We start from the raw sequence: 23332 nt of genomic DNA, 5'->3' as shown, positions 1-23332 counted from the left end.
TCAACCCGTTTAGCGAAGCCTCGGTTTCGTTAGCAAGCCCATCGCTTCCGATGGCCACGTCCCCTCAGGAAGACGTGTTTTATCCACATGGATGCAGGAGATTCTGCCATGCCAACACCCGCTTACATCAAGATCGAAGGCCTAACCCAAGGCAACATCACCGCCGGTGCCTTTACCTCCGACTCGGTCGGCAATGTCTACGTCGAGGGCCACGAAGACGAAATCCTGGTACAGGAAATCAAGCACCAGGTGACCGTGCCGACTGACCCGCAAAGCGGCCAGCCATCCGGCCAGCGTGTGCACAAACCCTTCATGTTCACCAGCTCGCTGAACAAGGCCACGCCACTGATGTATCAGGCACTGGCCAGCGGCGAGATGCTGCCCACCGTCGAAGTCAACTGGTACCGCACCTCGGTCGAGGGCAAGCAGGAGCACTTCTTCACCACCAAGCTCGAGGACGCGACGATCGTCAACATCAACACCGTCATGCCTCACGCCCAAGACAAGGAGAACGCCGACTTCACCCAGCTGATCGAGGTGTCGATGGCGTACCGCAAGATCACCTGGACCCATACCACTGCCGGCACCGAAGGTGCCGACGACTGGCGCAAGCCGATCGTCTGACCTAGCTGCATTGCCCCAGGCCAGCGTGCCTGGCCTGGGGCATCACCCTCTCGGAAGGCAGACAAGGACTTCATATGGCTAGCCAATCTGATCTGCGCTACAGCTTCCAGCCACTGCTCGCGGGTGGCGCCAGCTTCGAAGTGGTCTCGTTCACCCTCGACGAAGCCTTGAGCACGCCCTTCGCGTTGCACCTGGAACTGATCAGCTTCAGTCATGACGTAGACTTCGGCAAATTGCTCGACAAACCCGTATTGTTCACCGTCTGGCGCGGCGAGCAGCCGGTGCGCTACGTACACGGATTGGTCAGCAGCTTCAGCCAGGGCGAAAGTGGCTTTCACCGGACCCGCTATCGGGCCTTGGTCGAACCGCAACTGGCCCGCGCGCGGTTACGCTCGAACTGGCGCATCTTCCAGCAAAAAACCGTGCAGCAAATTCTGCAGCTGATGCTCCAGCGCCAAGGCATCACCCAGTTCGACATCGGCGCCAGCTTTGATCATCAGGTGCGTGAATTCTGTGTTCAGGCCGGCGAGAGCGACCTTGATTTCATCGCTCGCCTGGCCGCAGAAGAAGGCTTCGTCTACAGCTTCGAACACAGCGCCAAGCAGCACAAACTGCTGCTCACCGACCGCCTGTTATCGCTTGGTTTGATCAGCCGTGGTGCGATCAAGCACGAAGACGCTGACGCTTGCTATACCGCGCCGGAACCGCTCGCTGCCGACACTGTGCTGTACCAACCCAGCGGCGGCGGCGACCAGGCGATACCGTGCCTGCGCCGGTTCAGCTATAGCGAACAAGTACGCACTGCACGCCAGGTGCAGCGTGATTACACCTTCACCAATCCGGCCTATCGCCAGCAGCACGCTGCAGCCAGCAAGGCCGCGCATCAGTCCAGCGACTACGAGTGCTTCGACTACCCCGGCCGCTACAAGCGCGATGTGGCTGGCAAGCCCTTCACGCAAACCCGCATGACGGGCCTGCGCCACGACGCCTGCCTGGCAGAGGTCAACGGCGACGATGTGCGCCTACAGCCGGGCCTGTGCTTCAAACTGATCGAACACGAACGCGAGGACCTCAACGTGCACTGGCGGGTGATCAGCATTCACCACGAGGGCAAGCAGTTCACCAGCCTGCAGGAAGAAGCCGCCGAAGCCGAGCACGGCACTCACTACCAACAGAGCGCGGTGCTGGTCCCAGGCATGAGTGAGTGGCGACCCAAACCCCTGCAGCGGCCCCGCGTCGACGGCCCGCACATGGCTACCGTGGTTGGCCCGCCGGGCGAAGAGATCTATTGCGATGAATGGGGCCGGGTCAAGGTCAGCTTCCCTTGGGACCGAGAAAGCCGCGACAACGAGTTCAGCTCCTGCTGGGTGCGTGTGTCGCAGGGCTGGGCCGGTGGCAGCTGGGGCTCTATAGCCATCCCGCGGATCGGCCAGGACGTGATCATCCAATACGTCAACGGTGACCCTGACCAGCCGATGATCACTGGCCGCACCTACTGCGGCAACCAACTGCCGCCCTATGACCTGCCACAACACAAGACGCGCATGACCATCAAGAGTCAGACCCACAAAGGGCCGGGCTTCAACGAGCTGCGTTTCGAGGACGAACTGGGCCGGCAGGAGGTATTCATTCATGCCGAGAAAGACCAGAACAACATCGTCAAGCACGACGAAACCACCTTTGTTGGCAACGACCGTGAAGAGCAGGTCGAGCATGACGAGACCATCAGTATCGGCCACGACCGCCGCGAAACCGTAGGCAACGATGAACAGGTCTCGATCGGCCAGGACGCGTTCGTCACCATCGGCCGCAACCAGACGATCAAGATTGGCAAAGACCGTGTCGAGTCCATCGGCAACCACCGCCATGATCAGATTACCGCCAACCATCACGCCCGTATTGGCGGCAACCAGGAGGTGCAGGTCGAAGGTCATGCAGAACTGTTGGCGAAAGCGGAGATTCGCCGTCGCACCGCTGTGTATGACCTGCAGGCAGCTGATGCCGTGGTGATCAAGGGCCCGGGCGGATCGATCCGCATCGACAACAACGGCATCACTCTGGACACGCCGACTATCCGCATCAACGGACAACTGCTGAAAACGCCACAAGGCGCAGGCAGCTCGTTTTCGATCGCCAGCGCGCCTGTCAGCGGCGAACCTCTGGCTAACAGCTGCGGACGCCAACCTGACGGCAGCTGTTCGCTGCCCGAATGCAGGTGTCTGGGGGGCAGAAGCTCATGACTGTCTTCCCCTCCCGATACGTAGCCGAAGGGCCGCCGACCAGCGAGCACTTTCGCTACCTGCTGCTGATGACCAACACACTCGAGGACCTGGCTTATCGCCCGGCTGCTCAGGATTCCCGGTTTCTACCCGCCTACGCCCCGTCGGTGCTGGAGCTGATCGACGAGGTGACCAACCGCCCACCGCATACCTGGATATGGAAGCGCACGGCGCTGGACGATGAGCACGAGTTCGGGCCGCTACTGGTCGATATTTCCCAGGCGCCTGAGTTGCTGGACCACGCAGTTGCCGAATGGATGCCGGTCGACGCGGCCATCGCGATCGACTCAGACCTGCCCCTCGTCGAACTTGCTGACCACTTCAGCAGCATGATCCAGTTCGGCATTCGCGGCGCGGAAATCAACAACCACTCGCTTGATCCCAACCACCTCGACGCCTGGCTGGATGCATTGGCGCCAGATAACCGCGAGGCCTGGCTAGGGCCCATGTCGCGCCTGGGCTGGCGGATCAATTGGGGCCCTGCCTTCGAATGGCGCCAGCTTGAACGCAGCCCGACAGTTGCGCGGCTCAGAGTCGAGCCGATGTTGATGCTGCAGCAGGATGAAGTGCACAAGCTGGCGTGGGGCCTGCACGACTATTTTGTCCTCAGCCTCGCCCACAAGATCATCGCCATGCCGCAGTACACCACACGCAGCCTCAGTGAAATAAGGCCGTGGATCGAGGCGCTGCTGCCGCAACTCAGAGACCTCAATTTCGCCAATGAAACGGTGGCAGGCCAGTTCGTCCTGCTTGTGGCTGCGCATATGTGGCTGATGAGCAATCAACAGGCAACCGCTATTTACACCAACCTCGAAGAGTCGCCCGAAGCCCGCCTTCGGCAGATGCAGGCGCTGGTCCTGAACAAGGAGCCCCACCATGACTGACCCCGCTGTCACCCGTGCGTCCTCAGGCCCTACCTGCAGCGGCCGCGTGCCCATCCTGCCGGTGCGTTACGCCATCGTCCCGCGACCCGCCGATGCCCCGGCCTGTCGCTATGCAGAATCCGGTTTCAACCTCGAACAAGGCTTTACCCCGCTGCAGCACTCCGCCTACACCCTGCGTGCTCTGCGCCCGGGCTATGTGTATGTGTTCATGAAGGGGACGAAAAGCGAAAAGCTGGTCATCCACGAATACGACGGCGAGGGCCACTATCAGGAACTGCGCTATCGCGGCCTCGATTGCTACCACCGCCGTAACCGCTATATGGGCAGCCGTACCTTGGGCTGGGTTTGGGCCGACACCAGTGCCGAAGCCGGCAAGGAAGTGTGGATCGCCTACAGCCCGCACCTGTGGACCAACGCCATGACCGCCCGCATCTGCCAATCTGCGCCCCTGCGCCAGCGGCATATGCGTTTGCTGGACACTGCTGAACTGGGCGCCGGCAGCAAACAGCCCTCGACCCAGCCGCACGTATTGCCTGTCAGCGCGCTGAAGGAATGGGTAGAAGACTTCAAGCCCGAAGACCGGCGCATGTCGTTGACCTGGAGCAGCCACCCGATAAAGGAAACCCTGCCGATGGGAACCCTCGGCGCGATGCTCCGCCAGTATCCATATACGCAGCCAAAGATCCCGGCGGTGGTTGCGCTCAATGACGCGGAGGGCATGGCCCTTGACCTGAGCCTGTCGGTTTCGGCCTATCAGCACCAAATGCGCGACCTGATCCCGTCCGAGGAACTGTACCCCCGTGAGCCTGATCCCAATTCCGAGCAGGCCTGCGTGCCCAAGTGCTTTCGGTTGGATACCGAGCGCCTGAGCCCGCAAAGCCGCGACTTCCACCACCGCAATCTGGTGGCCATGCTGCTCGACAAGACACTGGTCAGCCTGTATCCGGCCAAACCCCGGCGCTCTATAGAAGCAGCGGCGCGCGCGCTGAGCATGCCAGGCGGCCGCGCTGCCCTTACACCCGCCGAAGCACGTTATCGCGCGCTGACCCACAAGTTCTATTCGGAGCACGGCGCTCGGCTCGGCTTGCGGATTGATACGGACAAGTACCATAAATTTCTGGCGGAGCGCGATGAGCTGGAAAAGCGTATCACCGTGCTGCGCAAACAAGCCCTGCAAGCCAGTGACGACCACGATATCTGGCTCGGCACAGCTGAAAACCAGCACATTGAAGACCCCACCAGCCTCGCCGCAGCACTGGCCAGTTACGACCGCGATAACCTCACCTCCTCCCGCGGCCTGGAGATGTCGCTCGCCTTGCTGATCCACCCCATGGGCCAACCCGCGCTCGGCACGGAGGACGAGGATCGGCGCTTCAAGCGATTGGAACAGTGGCTCGACCAACATGACAGCCCGCTGTATGTGGCGCTGGCGCCGTTTAATCCGTTCAAGGACAAGGCTGATTCTGTCGGGAGCCTGTTAGGCGGCAGTGACAATGTAATCCAAGGACTGGCAGGGCGTTTCCCTGCGATGGCCAGCATTACTGACCTGACCGCACAGTCGGTCATGACCACAGTACTCAAGCGCATGGACGGCAAGACCCGCTGGGACGCCAGTAATAACCTTCGGAAACAGGTACTCCTGGCGGCGTCCGAAGCCAACGCTGAGAAGGCGTTGGGACTGCTAGCAGCCCGGTATCAAATTACCGACCAGCTTCTTAAGGAAAGTCAATTCAGCCAAGAGGTAGACCGCTACCTCAAGAGCGGAATGGCACAGGTTGAAGAAATTAAGAAGTTGCGCATCACTGGCAACCGTACAGTGACCCTAGAGATGACGTTGGAAAGCAGAGTAAAGCCAAAAGTCTCCGGGATAATTTTAAGTAGTGTCAGCAGCGGTTTGAATCCCGCCATGCTCTGGCTCAATATTATTAGCCTAAAAGCCGCCCATAATAACCTGGAAAATGGATACACCCCGGAGTCTACTACGGGCTTTGCCGCATCTATTTTTGGCGTAATCGGCGCGACAGCTGCGACATTGGTAAGCAGCCGATCAGCCCATAGAATTGCCACGTTAAAACTTAGCCCAACGACACCGGGATTGTCATTCGGGAATTCTCTAATTCGCTTCCTAGCCAGCAATTTATTCGCCAGAGTCTCGGGATACCCGACGATAATCATGAGCTTCACGTCGGACTATCAGAAGTTTTTAAGACAACGAAAAAATGGCGACTCTAATGCCGCCAACTATACGATAGCAGGTGCTGCTGTCAGCGTAGCAGGCTCTATCCTAATGTTAGAGGGGAGTTTAGCCATAATGGGGCCTACAGCGTTTGTTCCGTTCTTCGGCTGGGCCGCCGCTTCCGTTGCTCTTGTTGGGGGAGCTGTGTTGCTGGGTGGCCTGTATTTCTATTCTAAAGCTCATGAGCGTCTCCACACCCCGGTAGAGCTGTGGGCAGCAAGAAGCATCTTCGGCAATCGACTGAACGACGGAGAGTTTCGGAAAGACGTGACTCTTGACTTCGAAAAAAAGCTGCCCAATTTCGCCACATTGGGAGATGAGATAAAATCATGGCACATCACATCCTACACCCCAATATTATTATCCTCCCGCGAGTCCAAACTTCTCGACCTAGGGCACATGGACAGTAAATTGTCCGCTGTTTCTCGATGGACACCCCACAACTGGGCAATGATCGACAATACCGGGCTCACAGGAGGCACTCAGACCATCGAGTTTACGGTACTACTTCGGGATTTCATGCTGGGCGTGAGCAAATGGCAAGCCCACCTCACTGTTCCACACTCCCAGAACCAAACCAAATCACTCACGGTGACTCCGGAGGCCCACTTAACAAACGAAGGACTAATCCTGCACTTTAAAACGCCTAACAATAACTACAGAACTGCCAACCTAGAAGTTATCTACCAGCCAAATATCGGACTAGACGAACAAGCCGAATCATCAATCACCTTCACTCTAGAGGCATGACCAATGGCGACTCACTGGATATTTAATCCGAAAATACAATCCCCACACCCGCCTACAATAAACCGCCAAGCATTAGAGGTTAGCGACGAACTTTTAACCCTAAGAAACCCTTGGGTCACAGACTCAGTATTCATGGCAAAAATGTATCTAGCACTTACAATATTTCTTGCAGCAATGATATATTCAGACAGCTTGAGCAGTGAGTTTCGCGACTTGGTGTTTACGGACCCAACCTCCATTGCACTATACATACTATGCCCACTTATTCTTACGCCATTCCTCGCCTATAGAATATATTACATACGAAACCTGTCGGCCATTTATCTCAATCGAAACACAAAGAAAATTTATTACAAGCGCATCAATACACTAATCATCTACGATTGGAACAATATCGGCGCAGGAGTATTCAAACGCACCGAGTTTGGTGGTGCATCATTTACAACCAGTTATGCACTGGCATTCGCTGAGCGTCGAGAAGACGGTAGCTTCAACCAAAAAGATGCTCTTTGGATCGACAGCAACGAACCCACTGAACCAGACGAGAAATACGTGGCTCAAGTGTGGGAGTATTTGCGTCATTTCATGAATCATGGCCCAGACAAACTACCTCCATTTGGCGAACCCAACTGGCTGTATAGACCTCTGCATGAGATTTGCCTGACCCCGGCTCAAGCGTGGCAGCACTATGCTCCATGGCGTACCGGTGAGCCAGGTGAGATGCAAGGGAAGAAAACATGGCTGCTTCCAATATGGGCCGTGCTTTTCCCCTACAACCTTTCACTAGCCATATGCTGGTACGTGATGTGTCGAGTTTTCAATATCCGCACAGCACCACCTCCCGCAGAGGCGTTTGAAAAAGCACCTATCAAAGCATCTAAGAGAGCGCGCAAATGAAACCAATTGTACTTGTCGGCCATCGACATAGCTGTCCTATCCACGGCGAAGGCACTGCGACAACAGGCTCAGATGCTAATGTGGCCGATGGCCGCCCGGTAGCACGTGTCGGGGACAAGATAAGCTGCGGCGCTGTAATCGAAACCGGCGCTGACTGCACGATAATTGATGGCCAACCGGCCGCACGAGAGGGAGATACGACTAGCCATGGCGGAGCTGTAGTTGAGGGTGATTCAGGCTGACTGATCTAGTAAAGATGAAAGCTCTTATGGAAATTGTCAGTGACAAATCCCGAACTACGCCACGACACAGATGACGCGCATCTAATAGATCGAGTAAAAACTGGTGAGCACGCTAACAAAAATAGAGGAACTTGAAAATGGCTACGCTCTGGTTGTTCAACGCAAAGACCAGTTCTGGGCATGCGCCAAAAATACACAGCCAGGTTTCCGGCATGAATGATAAATTGCTGATTCTGCGTAACCCTTGGGTCGCTGACTCGGTCTTCATGGCCAAGCTATACACAGCAATGATGGTCGCAACGGCTGTCTTTGTTTACCCATGGACTTTCGATACCGACAATTCTTTCGAGGGAGCGTACGTACTTTTGGCGATGTATGTGATTACCCCATTTATCTTTGCGCCTTTTCTGGCTTATCGAATTTTGTATATCAAGAAGCTTTCCAATTTCTACCTGAATCGCTCGACAAAAATGATCTACTACCAGCGCTTTAGTAAACTCTTTACTTTCAACTGGCGCGAAGTGCACGGCGGGCTATTCAGGCGTGTCGAGTTCGGAGGATCTGGATCCGGTGCTTGGTATGCCCTAGCATTTGCCCCTGCCCGCGCCGACGGCAGCCTCCACCAAAAAGACTGCCTATGGATCGACAGTAACGAACCGACCGAGCCGGACATCAAGCACGTCGCCGAAGCCTGGGAATACCTCCGCCACTTCATGGACCACGGCCCAGACAAGCTCCCCCCATGCGACGAACCCAACTGGCTCTACCGCCCACTGCACGACATCTGCCTTACCCCTCTCCAAGCCTGGCATCACTACGCCCCCTGGCGCACTGGCGAGCCTGGCGAAATGCAGGGCAAGAAAAACTGGATGCTACCCTTCTGGGCGGTGCTGTTCCCATACAACCTGTCACTTGCTATCTGTTGGTACATCGTCTGCCGCCTGTTCAACGTCAGAGCTGCAGCGCCGCCTGCTGAAGCCTTTGAAGAGGCACCCGCACGCGAACCGTCGCGCAAGAAAAAACTATACGGTCGTCGCCGCACACGACTCCCGAGAGAGTAGTTTGCCCACGGCCTCTGCACGCAAAACCACACCGCAATAGCTGCCGAGGCCATCCACAACCCACCACTATTCACCCACCCTGAATACAAATTGCCGCCCAAGCCCCAACGCCCTATCCTGATCCCGCCCTACCCCTCGCTCGTCAGCAGCTACTGAAACCCGCCCCACCGCTCCCGAGGCCCACATGCAGATCGACGAAGAGCTCACCCTGAAGAAGCTCGAAATATTCCTCGCCTTCATGCACAGCGGTAACCTGGCCCGTGCAGCCAGCGCGCTGGACACAAGCAGTGTCAGCGTGCACCGGGCCATCCATTCCCTGGAAAACGCCCTGCGCTGCCCGCTGTTCAAGCACGAGGGCCGCACATTGACGCCGCTGGAGAGCGCCTACGTGCTTGAAGAGAAGGCCCGCAAGCTGATCCAGGACACCACCGAGATGGTCCGCGCCACACGCGAGGCGGCGGGCTTTTCGTCGGAGCGGTTCAAGCTAGGCGCGCTGTATTCGCTGACGGTGAAAACCGTGCCGCTGCTGGTAATGGGCTTGAAGCTGCGCCGCAGCGAGCTGAACATCGACCTGACCTTGGGCTCGAACGTGGACTTGATGTACCGCCTGAAAAACTTCGAGCTGGACGCGATTCTGGTCTCGCTGGATGAGAGCACCTGCGATGCGGCGTGCGAGCAGTTACCGCTGTTCTCGGACGATATCTTCCTGGCGGTGCCGACCGATTCGCCATTTGCTCAGGAGCAGGAGGTCGACCTGGCGGATCTGGCCAATTCGACCTTCATCACCCTGACCCAGGGCTTTGCCACTCACCGCGATGGCGAGCGGGTATTCGAGCAGGCGGGGTTCAAGCCGAATGTGGCAATGCAGGTGAATGACATTTTCACCCTGCTGAGCATGGTCAGTTCCGGGGTGGGTTATGCGCTGTTGCCGGGGCGGATTTCGGCGGTGTACGAGAACCGGATTCGGCTGATCCCGCTGCAGGCGCGTTACCGTCATCAGCAGCATATCGGCGCGGTGTTCTTGAAGACTCGCGAGCGCGACCCGAACCTGCTCGCCTTGGTTGCCGAATGCCGGATGTACAGCCGCCAACGCGAAGGCTGAAACGCAAACGCCCCGGCGTTCGGGGCCGGGGCGCTTGTCAAAGGTACTATCAGCCGACCAGGCCGCGTACGCAGAAGTACAGGATCGATGGCCCCATCAAACAGCCAAGACCGGTATGGAAGGTTGCGGTCAATGCGCCGTATGGCACCAACCTGCGGTCGGTTGCCGCGAGGCCTGCGGTAACGCCGCTGACGGTACCGGCAAGGCCGCCGAAGACCATCGCCGAGCGTGGGTTGTCCAGCGCCAGCCAGCGCGCCGAGACGGGGGTGAAGACCATCACCAGAATAGCTTTGATCAGGCCGGTGGCGATCGACAGCGCCATCACTTCGGAACTGGCGCCCAGCGCGGCACCAGTGACCGGACCGACGATGTAGGTGACGGCGCCAGCTCCGATGGTGGTGATACTCACCGCATCGCGGTAGCCGAAACTCCAGGCGACTGCCGCACCGACCACGAACGGCAGCACTGTACCCAACAGCAGTGCGATTGCGCCGATCATGCCGGCCTTACGTGCTTCGGTGGCCTGCACTTCAAAGGCGGTGGCGACGATGGCGAAGTCGCGCAGCATGGCGCCGCCCATCAAGCCGATGCCGGAGAACAGGGTCAGGTCGGCCAGGCCTTTTTGCCCGCCGGTGAGGGTGCCGCCGACCCAGGCCAGCACCAGGCCGATGACGATGGCAATCGCCGAGCCGTGCACGCGGCCAAAGGTCAGACGCTTGGAGAGGATTACCGAGATCCACATCACTGCGCCGACTACGGCGAAGGCAGTGATCAGGCTATTGTGTTCAAGTGCTTTGAGGATGACTTCCATATCAGCGACCTCCGACCGGTGCGACTGCGCTGGAGGTTTCAACGACCTCCTTTTCCAGCGGTTCTCCGCGGTGGGTGCGGCTGATCAGGGCGATGGTGGCGCCACACAGCAGGACCGAGCCGATCGCTGCCAGCAGCGCGACCGGGCCGCCATGCAAGGCGGTGACGACGTTTTGCTGCGCAGCCATGGCCACCACGATGGGGATGTACATCGCGCCCCAGAAGCCCACGCCCAGCTCGCACTCTTTGCTCATGCCGCCGTTACGCTGCATGTACAGGCGGGCGAAGATCAGCAGGATCATGGCAATGCCGACCCCGCCGACGTTGGATTTGACCCCGAGCAGAACGCCAAGGAAGTCGCCGAGGATGACACCGGCAAGCGTGCAGATGGCCAGCAAGGCCACACCGTAAATGATCATTGTTGTTTTCCTCACGTTGAATCGAAGTTGTTTTGTTGTTGTTCTTCGAAATGCGGGCAGTCAGTCGCTGGCGTTCACCTCCCGCCGCAACAGGGCATCCAGGGTGTCGGCGCGGGCGCCTTGGCAGGCGATCACCGTACCGGAGTTGAATACACGCCGCGCCAGGCCGCTGAGGACGGTGCCGGGGGGCAGTTCGATCAGCAGCCGTACACCGCGCTCGTAGGCGTTGCACAGCGTGCCGTACCAGTCGACGGTGCGGCACATGTTCAGCGCCAGGTCGCGGCGCAGGGCTTCTGGGTCATGCAGTTGGCGAGCGCTGGTACTGCTCAGGTAACCCAGTTGCGGGCGTTTGAGCGGCACCTCGGCGAATGCAGCCGCCAGTTCGGCGGCAGGCGCATCGAGCAGCGCACAGTGGGACGGCACGCTCATCGCCAGCCGCTTGCACGCGCCGGCACCCAGCGCCAGGGCCTGGCGGGCAAGCGCGGCCATGGCCGTATCGCTGCCGGCGATCACGAACTGGTTGTCGGCATTGATGTTGGCCAGGTACAGCGGCTGCGCCGAGTCTTGAAGCAGTCGTTCGACAGTGCCTTGATCAAGCCCGATGATCGCGGTCATGCCGTAGCCCTCGGGATAAGCCTGTTGCATCAGTTCGCCGCGCAACGCCACTAGCCGCAGGGCATCGGCGAAGGTCAAAGCCCCGGCTATGACTGCAGCTGGGTAAGCGCCGATCGACAGACCGGCAACGTAGTCCGGCGCCGGGCTGCGCTCCAGCAACCAGCGCGCATGGGCGACACCGGCCACCAGCAGACACAGTTGCACCGCACGGGTAGACGCCAGCGACTGCGCCGTGTCGAGCTGCAACACCGGCTGCTGCAGCACGTCGCTGGCCTCCTCCACGCAGGCACGCACCACGGCCGCATCCGGCAGTTGCTGGAGCATGCCGGGCCGTTGCGCGCCTTGGCCGGGGAAGGCAAACAAGCTGCTCATGCCGACAGTTCCCATGCTGACCACGGGTCGCTGACCAGGCATGCACCGTGGCGGCTTTTGAGCAGCACCCGTTTTGAAGCGCCGGCCCATTCAGCCAACGCGACGGCGCCGAAGGGTGTTTCCAGCTGCAGGTCGATACGGCACGGTGCAGCGCACAACGCCTGATACAGCGCTTTCGCATCGACGCGAGTCAAGGCTGCGGGCGTGCGCAAAACCAGGTCCAGATCGCTGCCGTGGTGCAGCACAGCGATCCCCGTCGCCAACTGATAGCCCACCCCTCCGGTCGGCCCCCAAGACAGGCCGAGGCTGTCCATAAACGGCGTAACAGCGTGCAGTGCCTGCAGCGCAGCCAGCTCTGCCCTGCCCTCGCCGCGCAGCTGTTCAGGGCTGCAACGGCGCTTGATCGAGGCGACGGGCATTTCAGCCGCCAGACGCTCGCCGCGCTGACTGCCACGCACGCCGACCGCCACGCGCCCCGCACCGGCTACGGCGCGGCGCACCACCACCGGCTGACCGGCCAGCAGCATCTGCCGCGCCCACGCGGGGGCGTCTGCAGGCAAATGGTCCGGGGCCATGCCCCACAGCAGGTCGTGTGCGTTCATGCTTTCACCATTGCTCGCGCAGCAGTTGCCGAACCTGGGCAGACATCGCCCGGTTGGGCGCGCCCAGTCGCCCGCGCAGATCAGTACTGCTGCCGATGTCGTCCACAGCGCTTTCCAGCACCGCGCGCACCTTGCCGATATCGGCGGCAGTCGGCTGCTCGACCGCGTCCACCTTGACCCGCTCCCAGAGCAGGCCGAGCGAGGCATAGCTGGCGATGTCGTAGGCCATGGGCGGCACTTTTGCAGCCAGAGCCTCCAGCTCCTCGACACTGCGCAAGGTAATCCGCGCAGCTGCCGCCTTGCCCATGGCATGCACCATCACCCCTTGATCATCCAGCGCGATCAAGCGCTGCGCCTGATAGCCGTGGGCGAGAAACGCCCCGGACATGGCCTTGCCCACCAGCAGTCCAATCAGTGCATGCCCTGCCAGGCGCGCCCGGGCATAAGCATCTACCGCGCCAGCCAGCGCTTGATGGATCCCCAGCGCCTCTTCACGGCGACCGTAGGCCTGGCTGGGCACATCGACCACGGCGACCAACACCCGCGGCGTGCCGCCCTGGTCAGCCTGAATCGCCTCATCGACAGCTTTGGCCAGGCCCCAGCCTTCGAGCAGGCCGACCTCGCCATCGCGAGCCCTTGGGAAGGGGTTTTGCGCGTCGGGCACAACCGCGATGAAGCGTGCAGGACGGTTGCCCAACTCGCCGTCGATGACTTTTACCGAGGCGGGATAGCCTGGCAGCTCGCTGCCCTGGGCCAGTGCCCGAATCCACTCAAGACCACGGCTCATTGCAGTTCTCCTTGATACAGCGCTCGCGTCAGCGCAGCGTCGACCTGCGCACAGTCAGTGCCCAGCGTGGCCAACAGCGCGAGGAAGTCAGCGTGGCGACGGCTGCGCGGCAACGCCGGTTCGCCTGCAGCGAGTTGTGCTACCAGCGCCTCACGTACCTGGGCCAGATCATCCGCCACATAGGCGTCGGCCAGGCCGCAGGCGTGGCGTTGCTCGCCGCCGGTCAGGCTCCAGATGAACGGCCGGTCGCGCGAGTCGTATTCCTCGATGCCGGCTTCCTGCTCGATGACCTGCGGCCCATTCAGGCCCAGGCGTGCTTCGCGGGTGACGATCAACCGGCTGCATAGCCCAGCGGCAATCGACATGCCGCCAAAGCAACCGACTGAACCTGCGATCAGGCCGATCACGGGCTGGTACTGGCGCAGCTCGACTATCGCGGCCTGGATCTCGGCGATCGCGGCCAGGCCGAGGTTGGCTTCCTGCAAGCGCACGCCACCGGTTTCCAGCAGCAGCACAGCGGCGGTGGGTATGCCGTTACGGTTGTCTTCGACCGCCAGCTCCAGCGCCCCGGCGATCTTGGCGCCGCCGACCTCGCCCATGCTGCCGCCCTGGAATACGCCTTCGATGGCGGCCACCAGCAACGGCTGGCCATTGAGGCTGCCCTTGGCGATGATCACGCCATCGTCAGCCTGGGGCACGATGCCTTGCTGGGGTAGCCACGGCGACATCATCCGGTCAAACGGCCCAAGCAATTCGCGAAAGCTGCCGGCATCGAGCAAGGCGCGGGCGCGCTCGCGGGCGCTGAGTTCAACAAAGCTGCAGGCCTGCAGTAAACGGTCGATGTCAGTCATGGTTGATCTCCTCGAAGCCTTGTTCCAGCCTCAGCCGTACTACGCCAGGCGTGGCGCCGAAGTCGTGGATGTCGATGTTCATGGCGGGCAGGCTGTGCTCGGCGAACAGGCGCTGAAAAAGCTGCTCCCAGCGCGGCGCACTGCCGTTTACCGAGGTCACTACGTTGATGTTCAGTACACCGCTGGTGCCAGGTTCGAGCAGCACTTCGAGATCGCCTGAGCCGACACAGCCGACCAAGGCTCGGTTGGTTGCCGGCGCGCCGGCCGGAAATCTGAAAGACAAGGTTTCCATGCTCAAAGGCTCCCGAAGTTATCAAGCAGCAGGCAGGCCGCCAGCAGGTCAGCGGCGCCGCCCGGTGAGGCGTTCAGCGCCAGCAGGCGCGTATCCAGTTGGCGCAGCGCACGGCGCCCGGCCAGGGTTGCGCTGCCGCCAGCATCCAGTACGCCACGGGCACCTTGGTGCATGGCCCGCAGGCCGTCGAGGCCGGCGCGCCAGAGCACGCAGGTGTCGTGGAGCTGACTCATGATCGCCAGCAACGCGTCCAGCCGCGCGTTCTGCTCGCCACTGCCAGCAGCGCGGCTTTTGGCCAACTGCGGCAAGCCGTAGGCGAGTACCGTCGGGAAGCCCAACTGCGCCTCTTCGCGGGCACCACGCACGCCGAAGCGGCGCTGTACCTGCAGGCCATGACTGTCGTGCTGACGCGGCGCATAGCGGTCGTCGATCAGGGCGATGCGCCCTGCCCGTGCGGCAATCGATGCGGCATCGTTGTTGATTGGATCAAGGGCACGGGCAGCGACCAGCAAGCCCAGTGCCCAGATGGCGCCACGGTGAGTATTGATGCCGGCAGTAGTGACGCGCATGGCTGTCTCGCCTTCCCGGCCAATGCGGCCGAGGGCTTCGCGCAATGGCTGGCCGACCTCTCCGTGGAGCATGGCGGCCTCGGCCATCTCCTTGAAGCATGGCCACAGCGACAGCGCCGAAGCGTGCATCAGGCCAAGGTGCAAATCACTGTGGGCGCCGCTACCACGGCGGTCGACCAGGGCCGGTTTGGGCGACAGATCGGCTTCGTCGATCAGCGCTTCAACCGCCAGGTCGGCCAACTGGTGCGACAACGGCAGTGGTGCGTGGATCTGAATGGATGCAGTCATCACCAGCTCCTGAAGCGTGCGGGCGGGTTGTACAGGCCGCCGGACCAGTCGACCAGCTCGGCGATGCTCTTGGCGGCGAGCAACGCACGGGAGGCCTGATTGCGATGGATGCCAAGGTCTTCGGGCAAGGCGATCAGCCCTTCGCGGCGCATGCGTGCGGTGTCTTTAGGGTCGTGGCGCAAGCCGATGCTGGTCACGCCGGCAACCGCCGCGATCATCGCCTGGCGCTCTTCGAGCGTGCGCGCCTTGTACAGATAGGCAATGCCTTCTTCGGTGAGCAGGTGGGTCACGTCGTCGCCGTAAATCATCACCGGCGCCAGCGGCATGCCGACCTTCCTGGCTACCTCGACCGCATCGAGGGTATCGACGAAGGTGGGTTTGCCGCCCTCCTGGAAGGTCTCGACCATCTGCACTACCAGCTTGCGACCGCGTTCGAGCATAGTCACCGGGGTGGTCATGTCGAGCCAGGCCGGCGTTGCATGGCGCCGACCGCGGGGGTCGTGGCCCATGTTCGGCGCGCCGCCAAAGCCGGCCAGGCGGCCACGGGTGACGGTCGAGGAATGACCGTCGCCGTCAACCTGCAGGGTGGCGCCGATAAACAGGTCGACTGCGTACTGCCCGGCCAACTGGCACATCATGCGGTTGGAGCGCATCGAGCCATCGCGGCCGGTGAAGAACACGTCCGGGCGCTGGGAGATGTAGTCCTCCATGCCCAGTTCGGTACCGAAACAATGCACGCTCTGTACCCAGCCGGTTTCGATCGCGGGGATCAATGTCGGGTGCGGGTTCAGTGTCCAGTTGCGGCAGATCTTGCCCTTCAGGCCCAGTGACTCGCCGTAGGTCGGCAGGATCAGCTCGATGGCCGCGGTGTTGAAACCGATGCCATGATTGAGCGACTGCACGTTGTGTTTTTCGTAGATGCCGCGGATCGCCAGCATCGCCATCAGCACGTGCACCGGCTTGATGTGGCGTGGGTCGCGGGTGAACAGCGGTTCGATATAGAACGGCTTGTCCGCGACCACCACGAAGTCGACCCAGGACGCCGGGATATCCACCCGCGGCAGGTCGCGCACGTCGTCAACCAACTGATTGACCTGAACGATGACGATGCCATCGCTGAACGCCGTAGGCTCGACCAGCGCCGGAGTGTCTTCGGTGCTGGCGCCGGTGTAGATATTGCCCTCACGGTCTGCCATGAAGCCGGCAACCAGGGCAACGTTGGGGATCAGGTCGACCAGCAGGCGCGAGTACAGTTCGATGTAGGTGTGAATGGCGCCGACTTCGAGCAGGCCGTCTTCCAGCAACTGGCCGATGCGCAGACTCTGCGGCCCAGCGAAGGAGAAGTCGAGCTTGCGGGCGATGCCGCGCTCGAACAGATCAAGGTGCTCGGCACGGCTGACACTGGGCATGATCATGTGCAGGTCATGCAGGCGAGCGGAGTCGGCCTTGGCCAGCGAGCGCGAGAGAAAATCTGCCTGCTTCTGGTTATTGCCTTCGAGTACCACCCGGTCACCAGGGGCGATCAGGCGCTCAAGGGCTTCGACGATCCGCTCGCTGGGCAACACCACGCCATCGGCAAGGTCTCGCACCTGCTCAAGGCGGCGCTGCTTTTCGCTGCGCCGCCGCGACCATTGCGGTGGGGGGGAGGTTCTTGTTGTCATTCTGCAACTCCACGGGTGCGCTTTCGTGGAGTCATTTAAGGCTGGCAGTTCAGGCCGATCAATCAACGCCCGGGGCTGATCATTACTCTCAGGTTAATGATTACTTAATTTAGAAAGCGCTAATAGCTGAGGGCTGATTTTCGTTACACGTTGATGCGGACAGTGCGCTTCAATCCAAGGGCGTTGCCCCATTCCTTTCAATCTTTTGCCGAGTGAACTCCGATGCAAACACCGCGATTTGTCCTCTCAGCCTTGACCGTCGCCTTCGCCATGCTAGTGGCTGGAACCGCACCCGCTGCCAGCCCAGTCAGCGAGCCGCCCGCCATGACCAAGCCTGCGCATCAGGCATTGACTGTGGATGTGTTCAACCCAGGAGAAGCGGCAATCTTTGCCGTGTCATCGGTGCTGGTCGAAGGCAAGCAGGACGCAATCCTGATCGACGCTCAGTTCTCCGCGCAGGAGGCCGCCAAACTGGCAGCCCGGATCAAGGCCTCCGGCAAGCATTTGACGACCATCTACATCAGCCATGGCGACCCTGACTATTACTTCGGGCTGGACACTTTGGTGCGCGCATTCCCTCAGGCAAAAGTTGTCGCCACCGCGCAGACCGTTGCCCATATCAACGCCAGCAAAGACGCGAAACTGAAAATCTGGGCTCCCGAGCTTGGCGCCAATGCGCCGCGGCAGATCGTGGTGCCGCAGCCCCTCAGCGGCGATACCCTGATGCTGGAAGGTCAGCCATTGAAGATCATCGGCCTCGATGGCCCAACGCCAGAGCGCACCTTTGTCTGGATTCCTTCGATCAAGACGGTGGTTGGCGGCATTCCGGTGCAATGGGGTGAGCATGTGTGGATGGCTGATACGCAGAGCGCCGCCTCCCATGAGCACTGGCTGGCGACGCTGGAGCAGATCAAGGCACTGGCACCGGCCACGGTGATACCAGGCCATTTCAACGGGACATTCCCTAAGGGCCTGCAAGCTGTTCAGTTCACCGCTGACTACATTCGCGCGTTTGACAAAGAGACTGCTAAGGCTGACAACTCCGCTGAGCTGATTGCGGCGATGAAAAAGCGCTATCCGGATTTGGCCGGGGACAGCTCGTTGGAGCTGAGTGCCAAGGTGGCCAAGGGCGAGATGCAGTGGGAGTGATCCGACTCGGCAACCGAGCCGTCGACTTTGCCGTCAGCGGCTTCAGTGCTGATCATTTCAGGAAGCAGCCCTATCATTTTTGCCAGTTGTGAACCTGTCTTGCCCAACATCAATCAAAAAACTACAGCCCTCCTGCCAGCGTTCATTGCGCTGCATTCTCATGTGTTCGGCGCGGAGCGCTCTCGATCTTGGCGTCCCAGTACCCCCTGTCATCGACATAACTACCGCACGCGCCGGTGACAACGCGGGCTGAATGAGCGTTTTGCGCTCATTGGTGCGTTATGAAAGATACTCTATTCCCGGACACTTCCGTTGATACCCTCATAGCAGATCGCTTACCAGACTGGCTGACCGCGGCTACCGCCGATCAACGTTCTGTTCTGCATCAGGCACTGATCGCGCAACAGCGTGCCCGCGAACAGCTGACGCGTCTTTTCGCCCAGATAGAACCCCTGGACAGCTTCGCCAGCACATCGCTGGACGCAGCGCTGCAAAAGCTCGTGCAGCGCCCAGTGGATGTCCACACGGCCAAGCTCCGCCGGGTGGTACACGTGCGTTACCCATCAGGTGTCAGCACAGTTCCCGATCGTGTGGTCCCCACAACCTCGGAGCAAAGTCTGCTGGCCTGCGCCCTGCACAACTTCGAGCGCCGGGAAACCTCCGAGTCGGCCTGGTTGCCAGAGTCCAGGCTGCAAGATGCAGACGGTACGCTGATCGCGCTGCGACCTCGTGCATTTGCCGGCCTGTGCCGTTCTCTGGATGTGGGCGCGCTTTATCAGCAACATCTCAAGCAGGTGCTGTTTGCAGACGATAGCCGCCGGCGCAGCGTCAACGCCATGCTCGAAGAAGCATGGCGCACGAACCTGCTGGCGGCTGCGCAACTGGCGCGCCTCAAAGGCGAGGTTGAGGGGGTGCTGCTTGATGAGATGCTGAACGCTGTATCGGCTCCAGCCGAAAGCGCGGCAGGTACGTTCAGCGAGCTTCGACTGCTGGGGCGGGTGATCACTGGTGTGACGGTGTTCCAGCCGCGCTCGGGTGCAACAACCACTGCGCCGCAGAGCCTGATGGTGTGGATCCCTGACGATCCGCATGGGGCCCTGAACGTCTATGGGTCATGGTCGCAAGTGTTCAACACCTTGGGTAGCCGTCTGCGCGATCCAGCCTATCGAACGTTCTTCCAACGGTTCATCAAAAAGCATGACCGGATGCACGTCAGCCAGCAATTGAAGGGTTTGCTGGGCCAAGGCGCTGCCCAGCAGCCGATGCAACTGGACGGGCGCCAGCAGCTTATTACCGGTTCGTTGGCCGAGCACCTGCGTCAGGTGCAGATCGATAAGGTACTGCAGGACGCTCAAGCCTTGGCAGTCCCCAACAGCGCTGTCGATAGCCAGGAACGCGACCGGCGCATGCATTTCTTCAAAGGACTCGGCGTGGACATGCTTGGGCTGGCCGCTTTCTTCGTACCAGAGCTTGGCTTGCCATTGCTTGCGCTGGCTGCGCACCAGGTAACAAACAACGTATTCGAGGGTTACCAGGAGTGGGAGCTGGGCGATCGTGAGGCAGCGCTTAGCCACCTGATGTCTGTAGCCCAAAACGTTGCGATGATCGGATTAGGGGCGGCCGCCGGAGCCGCAACAGGCGGCATACTGGCTCGAGAAGCTGCCGTTGATGAGCTGGCACCCGTGCTCACGCCCACAGGTGAGCAGCGCCTGGCACGAGCTGACCTGCCGGGCTACTCGATGGCAGGCACCAGCCTGATGTCGGGCCAGCGAGGTGTTCTGCGGGGCAAGCCACACGTGTCGATCGCGCAGCAGGCTTACCGTTTGGGACAAAGTGAGGAGCGCCCAACCGTGGTGCACCCCGATCGTGCTCAAGCGGCAGCAATAGCCCTGGAGGAAAACGAGGCTGGTGGCGTGCACCACGCCTTGGAGCGACCCCATGACTGGCAAGATGCGGGAATGCTGATGAGGAGGCTCGGTTCGAACCTTGGTTTGGCCAGGCATGACTTGGCCAGCTCGCTGCTGCGCAGTGTAGGCATGGATGAAGCGTGCCTGCGGCGCCTGCATCTGGAAAACGCCCCTGCCCCTGCCCGGCTCTGTGACGCACTGCAACGGTACGTAGCCCACGAGTCGTTCCCACGCCTGCGCGGGCAAGCATTCGAGGCATACTGGCAGGAGACGCAGCCGGTTCCGAGCGACCCAGCACAGCCCTTGCACCGCGCCTTTCCTGGCCTGACGATCCGCTCGGGCAGAGCGTTGGTCGCAGCCGCAAGCGATAGCGATCTCACCCAGTTGCTGGAGCAACAGAGGGTGCCACTGGCGCTGGCCGAAAAGGCTCGCTGGGAACTGCGCGACGCACGCCTGGATCGCGCTTGCGCAGGCTTCGAGCAGCCAGTTGCTGTGACGCCTGACACAGAGCAGCTGGCCCTGGGCTTGCTTCACGCCGCATGGCCCTGGCAATCGACGGTGCGAGTGGAGGTGCGCGACACACAGCTCAACGGTGATGTCGCGGCCAGCATTGGCGCTGAACAGCCCACGCAGACCCACTCTCTGATCCGCACCGTACGAGGCTACCTTGCTACCGACAAGGCAGGTTTCGCCAAGCCCGGTTCCTTGGCTGGCGACGATCTGTTCAAGGCCCTGCTGCATGTGCTGGACACGCAGCAACGGGTGGCGCTGGGCGAAGCCTCAGCATCGCCGGTGAAGCTGGCCAGCACCCTTGCAGATCTAGCCTTCGCAGACCGCAACGAGGCGGCACGGCTGCTGGGCATGGCGCCGATCGGCACGCCCCGACCTCCAACGCGTCTGGGTGATGGACGCATTGGCTATGTACTCAGCGGTCGCCCGGAAGGCTCACGACGCGCGCTGCTTCGCGGTTATCAGCAAATCTTCCCGACGTTGACCGACATGGAGATAGAGTTCTACCTGGAGCGCGTTCGCTTGCAGGGTGAGCAACCGTGGGACCACTTGCACAGCCTGCAGCAGCACCTGATTGGACTGGGCGAGAGCCTGGGCGCGTGGCGCCGGGAGGCCACTGTTGCGCCCCTGCCCGAGCGCCGCCGCCTGATCGCTCGACGCATTCGCCAGTGCTGGCGGCGCAAGCGGCCTGACGCGGACGGCGAGTACCGTCTGGTGATAGATAGCGAGCGTATCGATAGTCTGCCGGTGCTGCCGGCGCAGGTGACTTTTGACCATGTCACGCACTTGATTCTGCGCCGCGCGCATTTGACGCACATCACCGAGGGGTTTTTGCAACGGTTCGCCAACCTGCGCACCCTGGACCTCAGTGACAATCTGCTAGGCGGCATTCCAGATGGCCTGCAGGCACTGACCCAGCTCAGCGAGCTGCGCCTGACGCGCAATCAGATCGTGATCGACGATGCAGGCCTGGCCAGGCTCAGTGCATTGTCCAGACTGCGGGTGCTGGACCTGTCGCATAATCCGATCGGGCAGCTGCCGCCATTGGGCAGTCTGCTCAACCTCCAGCGCCTGCATTTGCGCCACTGCGGCCTGAGCGAATTGCCTGTAGAGGTGTACATGCACCCTGCGCTTGAAGACATCGATCTGCGCGACAATCACATACAGGACATGAGCCCGACCCTTGCTCGGTCGCACCGCCGACTGGCCGGGTTGAGCCTGCATGACAACCCGTTACCCGAGCCGACCCAGACCGCCTTGCGCAGCACCCTGGGCGAGGCCGGTGCGGGAGCATTGCCTACGCGACGTCATGGGCCTGGCGGACAGGAGTCGCTCGAGCGATGGCTGGCCGACTTCAGCGTTGAGGAACGTGCCATCCGCTCCGAACAGTGGCTGGCCCTGACGCAACAACCGGGTTGCGATGATCTCATGCGGTTTCTCAACGACCTCGGCCGATCCAGTGATTATGACCTTCAGGGCATCGATTTGCGCAGGCGCATCTGGGCGCTGGTTGAGGTGTGCGTGGAGAATACACAAGTGCGGGAGGCGATTTTTCAGCAAGCAGCGGGCCCGCGGACCTGCGCAGACCAGATGCTGTTGATGCTCAGTTTGTTCGAGGTGCGCGCCTTGGTCGCCACCCGCACGGCCGGGCTGGGCAGCGCAGAGATGAGCCCGGCACTGGTGCAGCTGGGCCGCGAGCTGTACCGGCTTGACGAGGTAGATCGCGTCGCGGCGCAGCACATAAGGGAGCTAAGAACCAGCAACCCCTACGGTCTGATCGATGAAGTGGAAATACACCTGGCGTATCGCGCCGGTCTGGTGCGCCCGCTGGGGCTGCCGGCCCAGGCGCGCTACATGTATCACCGGATATTCTCCGACGTGAACGACGCTCGCCTGCGTGACGCCGCCCGGACCATCCTGCAGGCAGAGACCAACGCCCGTATCGCAGATTCGATGGCGCAGCATGGCTTTTGGATCGATTTTCTGCGTGAGACCTTTGCGGAACAATACGAGGCGCTGAACCGACCCTACCATGACCGCCTCGAAACGCTGCTGGTGCCCGAGGAAGGCGCCAACGAGCAGCAAGTCATTGAAGCGGTGGGCATGCTGGCTGATGAACGCAGCGCAGCCGAGCGCGAGCTGACGCTGACTTTGACGCTGGGATTGCTTACCGAGCACCCCTGGGGGGGCGTCTTGTAGAGTGTCTGGGTAGCCAGGAGTGAGCTGCAGTGAGAATACTCCAAGCAGGCGACCGGAGTAGCGACGTCGCCTTTTGGCTCGGGCACACCACGGGGATCCAGGTCTCCCGCTCCAGCGACCGGGAGTGCGGGCTTCATGGGCTGATTCCTGGAGCAAAAAGTCTGGCGGCCCATGGATCGGCGTGGTTTGGCCTGGAACGAAAAAAGACGCCGAAGCGTCTTTTTTC

At 60.9% G+C, this 23332-nt stretch carries 19 protein-coding genes; 10 read left to right on the top strand and 9 right to left on the bottom strand.

Annotated elements, in window-relative coordinates:
* Positions 1 to 108 precede the first annotated feature (108 nt).
* From AC58X1_RS00380 to AC58X1_RS00345, 8 genes are all read left to right on the top strand, one after another.
* Complete coding sequence (locus AC58X1_RS00380) at positions 109 to 624, top strand: Hcp family type VI secretion system effector (RefSeq protein ID WP_497428073.1); 516 nt, start codon at positions 109 to 111, stop codon at positions 622 to 624.
* Between the two features lie 74 nt (positions 625 to 698).
* On the top strand, positions 699 to 2864 hold the full coding sequence (locus AC58X1_RS00375; RefSeq protein WP_497428072.1) for a type VI secretion system Vgr family protein: 2166 nt from the start codon (positions 699 to 701) through the stop codon (positions 2862 to 2864).
* Complete coding sequence (locus AC58X1_RS00370) at positions 2861 to 3787, top strand: DUF4123 domain-containing protein (protein WP_497428071.1); 927 nt, start codon at positions 2861 to 2863, stop codon at positions 3785 to 3787. Before AC58X1_RS00375 ends, AC58X1_RS00370 begins: the two co-directional genes overlap by 4 nt.
* Positions 3780 to 6773 carry a T6SS effector BTH_I2691 family protein gene (locus AC58X1_RS00365; RefSeq protein WP_497428070.1) on the top strand — a complete coding sequence of 998 codons (2994 nt, stop codon included), beginning with the start codon at positions 3780 to 3782 and terminating at the stop codon, positions 6771 to 6773. The genes AC58X1_RS00370 and AC58X1_RS00365 overlap by 8 nt, the downstream gene beginning before the upstream one ends.
* A 3-nt stretch (positions 6774 to 6776) precedes the next feature.
* Positions 6777 to 7670, top strand: a complete 894-nt coding sequence (locus AC58X1_RS00360) for a DUF6708 domain-containing protein (RefSeq protein ID WP_497428069.1) — start codon at positions 6777 to 6779, stop codon at positions 7668 to 7670.
* On the top strand, positions 7667 to 7912 hold the full coding sequence (locus tag AC58X1_RS00355) for a PAAR domain-containing protein (protein WP_497428068.1): 246 nt from the start codon (positions 7667 to 7669) through the stop codon (positions 7910 to 7912). Before AC58X1_RS00360 ends, AC58X1_RS00355 begins: the two co-directional genes overlap by 4 nt.
* 137 nt (positions 7913 to 8049) lie before the next feature.
* Positions 8050 to 8973, top strand: coding sequence for a hypothetical protein (locus tag AC58X1_RS00350; protein ID WP_497428067.1), 924 nt, complete (start codon positions 8050 to 8052; stop codon positions 8971 to 8973).
* Between the two features lie 184 nt (positions 8974 to 9157).
* Positions 9158 to 10075: a LysR family transcriptional regulator gene (locus AC58X1_RS00345; RefSeq protein ID WP_101318467.1), complete on the top strand. Its 918-nt coding sequence runs from the start codon at positions 9158 to 9160 to the stop codon at positions 10073 to 10075.
* 49 nt (positions 10076 to 10124) lie between these two features.
* Here AC58X1_RS00345 and madM read toward each other — a convergent pair whose 3' ends face one another.
* From madM to mdcA, 9 genes are read right to left on the bottom strand one after another with little or no spacing between them, the layout of a single operon-like run.
* The gene (gene madM / locus AC58X1_RS00340) at positions 10125 to 10886 is read right to left on the bottom strand and encodes a malonate transporter subunit MadM (protein ID WP_101318465.1); all 762 of its coding nucleotides are present in this window, start codon (positions 10884 to 10886) and stop codon (positions 10125 to 10127) included.
* A gap of 1 nt (position 10887) precedes the next feature.
* Positions 10888 to 11304 (bottom strand): malonate transporter subunit MadL, encoded by a 417-nt coding sequence (gene madL, locus AC58X1_RS00335; protein ID WP_101318463.1) that lies wholly within the window; start codon positions 11302 to 11304, stop codon positions 10888 to 10890.
* 60 nt (positions 11305 to 11364) lie between these two features.
* A complete protein-coding gene (mdcH, locus tag AC58X1_RS00330) occupies positions 11365 to 12291 on the bottom strand; it encodes a malonate decarboxylase subunit epsilon (RefSeq protein ID WP_150569603.1) in 927 nt (308 codons plus the stop codon).
* Entirely contained in the window at positions 12288 to 12893 is a 606-nt protein-coding gene (locus AC58X1_RS00325; RefSeq protein ID WP_497428066.1) for a malonate decarboxylase holo-ACP synthase, read from the bottom strand. Before AC58X1_RS00325 ends, mdcH begins: the two co-directional genes overlap by 4 nt.
* Positions 12894 to 12897: 4 nt before the next feature.
* Positions 12898 to 13680 carry a biotin-independent malonate decarboxylase subunit gamma gene (gene mdcE, locus AC58X1_RS00320; protein ID WP_150571286.1) on the bottom strand — a complete coding sequence of 261 codons (783 nt, stop codon included), beginning with the start codon at positions 13678 to 13680 and terminating at the stop codon, positions 12898 to 12900.
* Positions 13677 to 14531: a biotin-independent malonate decarboxylase subunit beta gene (locus AC58X1_RS00315; protein WP_150571287.1), complete on the bottom strand. Its 855-nt coding sequence runs from the start codon at positions 14529 to 14531 to the stop codon at positions 13677 to 13679. Before AC58X1_RS00315 ends, mdcE begins: the two co-directional genes overlap by 4 nt.
* Positions 14524 to 14823 carry a malonate decarboxylase subunit delta gene (locus AC58X1_RS00310; RefSeq protein WP_101318453.1) on the bottom strand — a complete coding sequence of 100 codons (300 nt, stop codon included), beginning with the start codon at positions 14821 to 14823 and terminating at the stop codon, positions 14524 to 14526. Before AC58X1_RS00310 ends, AC58X1_RS00315 begins: the two co-directional genes overlap by 8 nt.
* 2 nt (positions 14824 to 14825) lie before the next feature.
* On the bottom strand, positions 14826 to 15680 hold the full coding sequence (locus tag AC58X1_RS00305) for a triphosphoribosyl-dephospho-CoA synthase (protein ID WP_447734857.1): 855 nt from the start codon (positions 15678 to 15680) through the stop codon (positions 14826 to 14828).
* On the bottom strand, positions 15680 to 17341 hold the full coding sequence (gene mdcA / locus AC58X1_RS00300; protein WP_497428065.1) for a malonate decarboxylase subunit alpha: 1662 nt from the start codon (positions 17339 to 17341) through the stop codon (positions 15680 to 15682). Before mdcA ends, AC58X1_RS00305 begins: the two co-directional genes overlap by 1 nt.
* Positions 17342 to 17665: 324 nt before the next feature.
* Here mdcA and AC58X1_RS00295 point away from each other — a divergent pair, with 324 nt between their 5' ends.
* Positions 17666 to 18490: an MBL fold metallo-hydrolase gene (locus AC58X1_RS00295; protein ID WP_224785545.1), complete on the top strand. Its 825-nt coding sequence runs from the start codon at positions 17666 to 17668 to the stop codon at positions 18488 to 18490.
* Positions 18491 to 18771: 281 nt separating this feature from the next.
* A complete protein-coding gene (locus tag AC58X1_RS00290; RefSeq protein WP_497428064.1) occupies positions 18772 to 23106 on the top strand; it encodes an NEL-type E3 ubiquitin ligase domain-containing protein in 4335 nt (1444 codons plus the stop codon).
* Positions 23107 to 23332 lie beyond the last annotated feature (226 nt).

This window comes from Pseudomonas sp. PGPR N4 (assembly GCF_059693665.1).
This window is presented reverse-complemented; position numbering and strand designations above follow the sequence as displayed.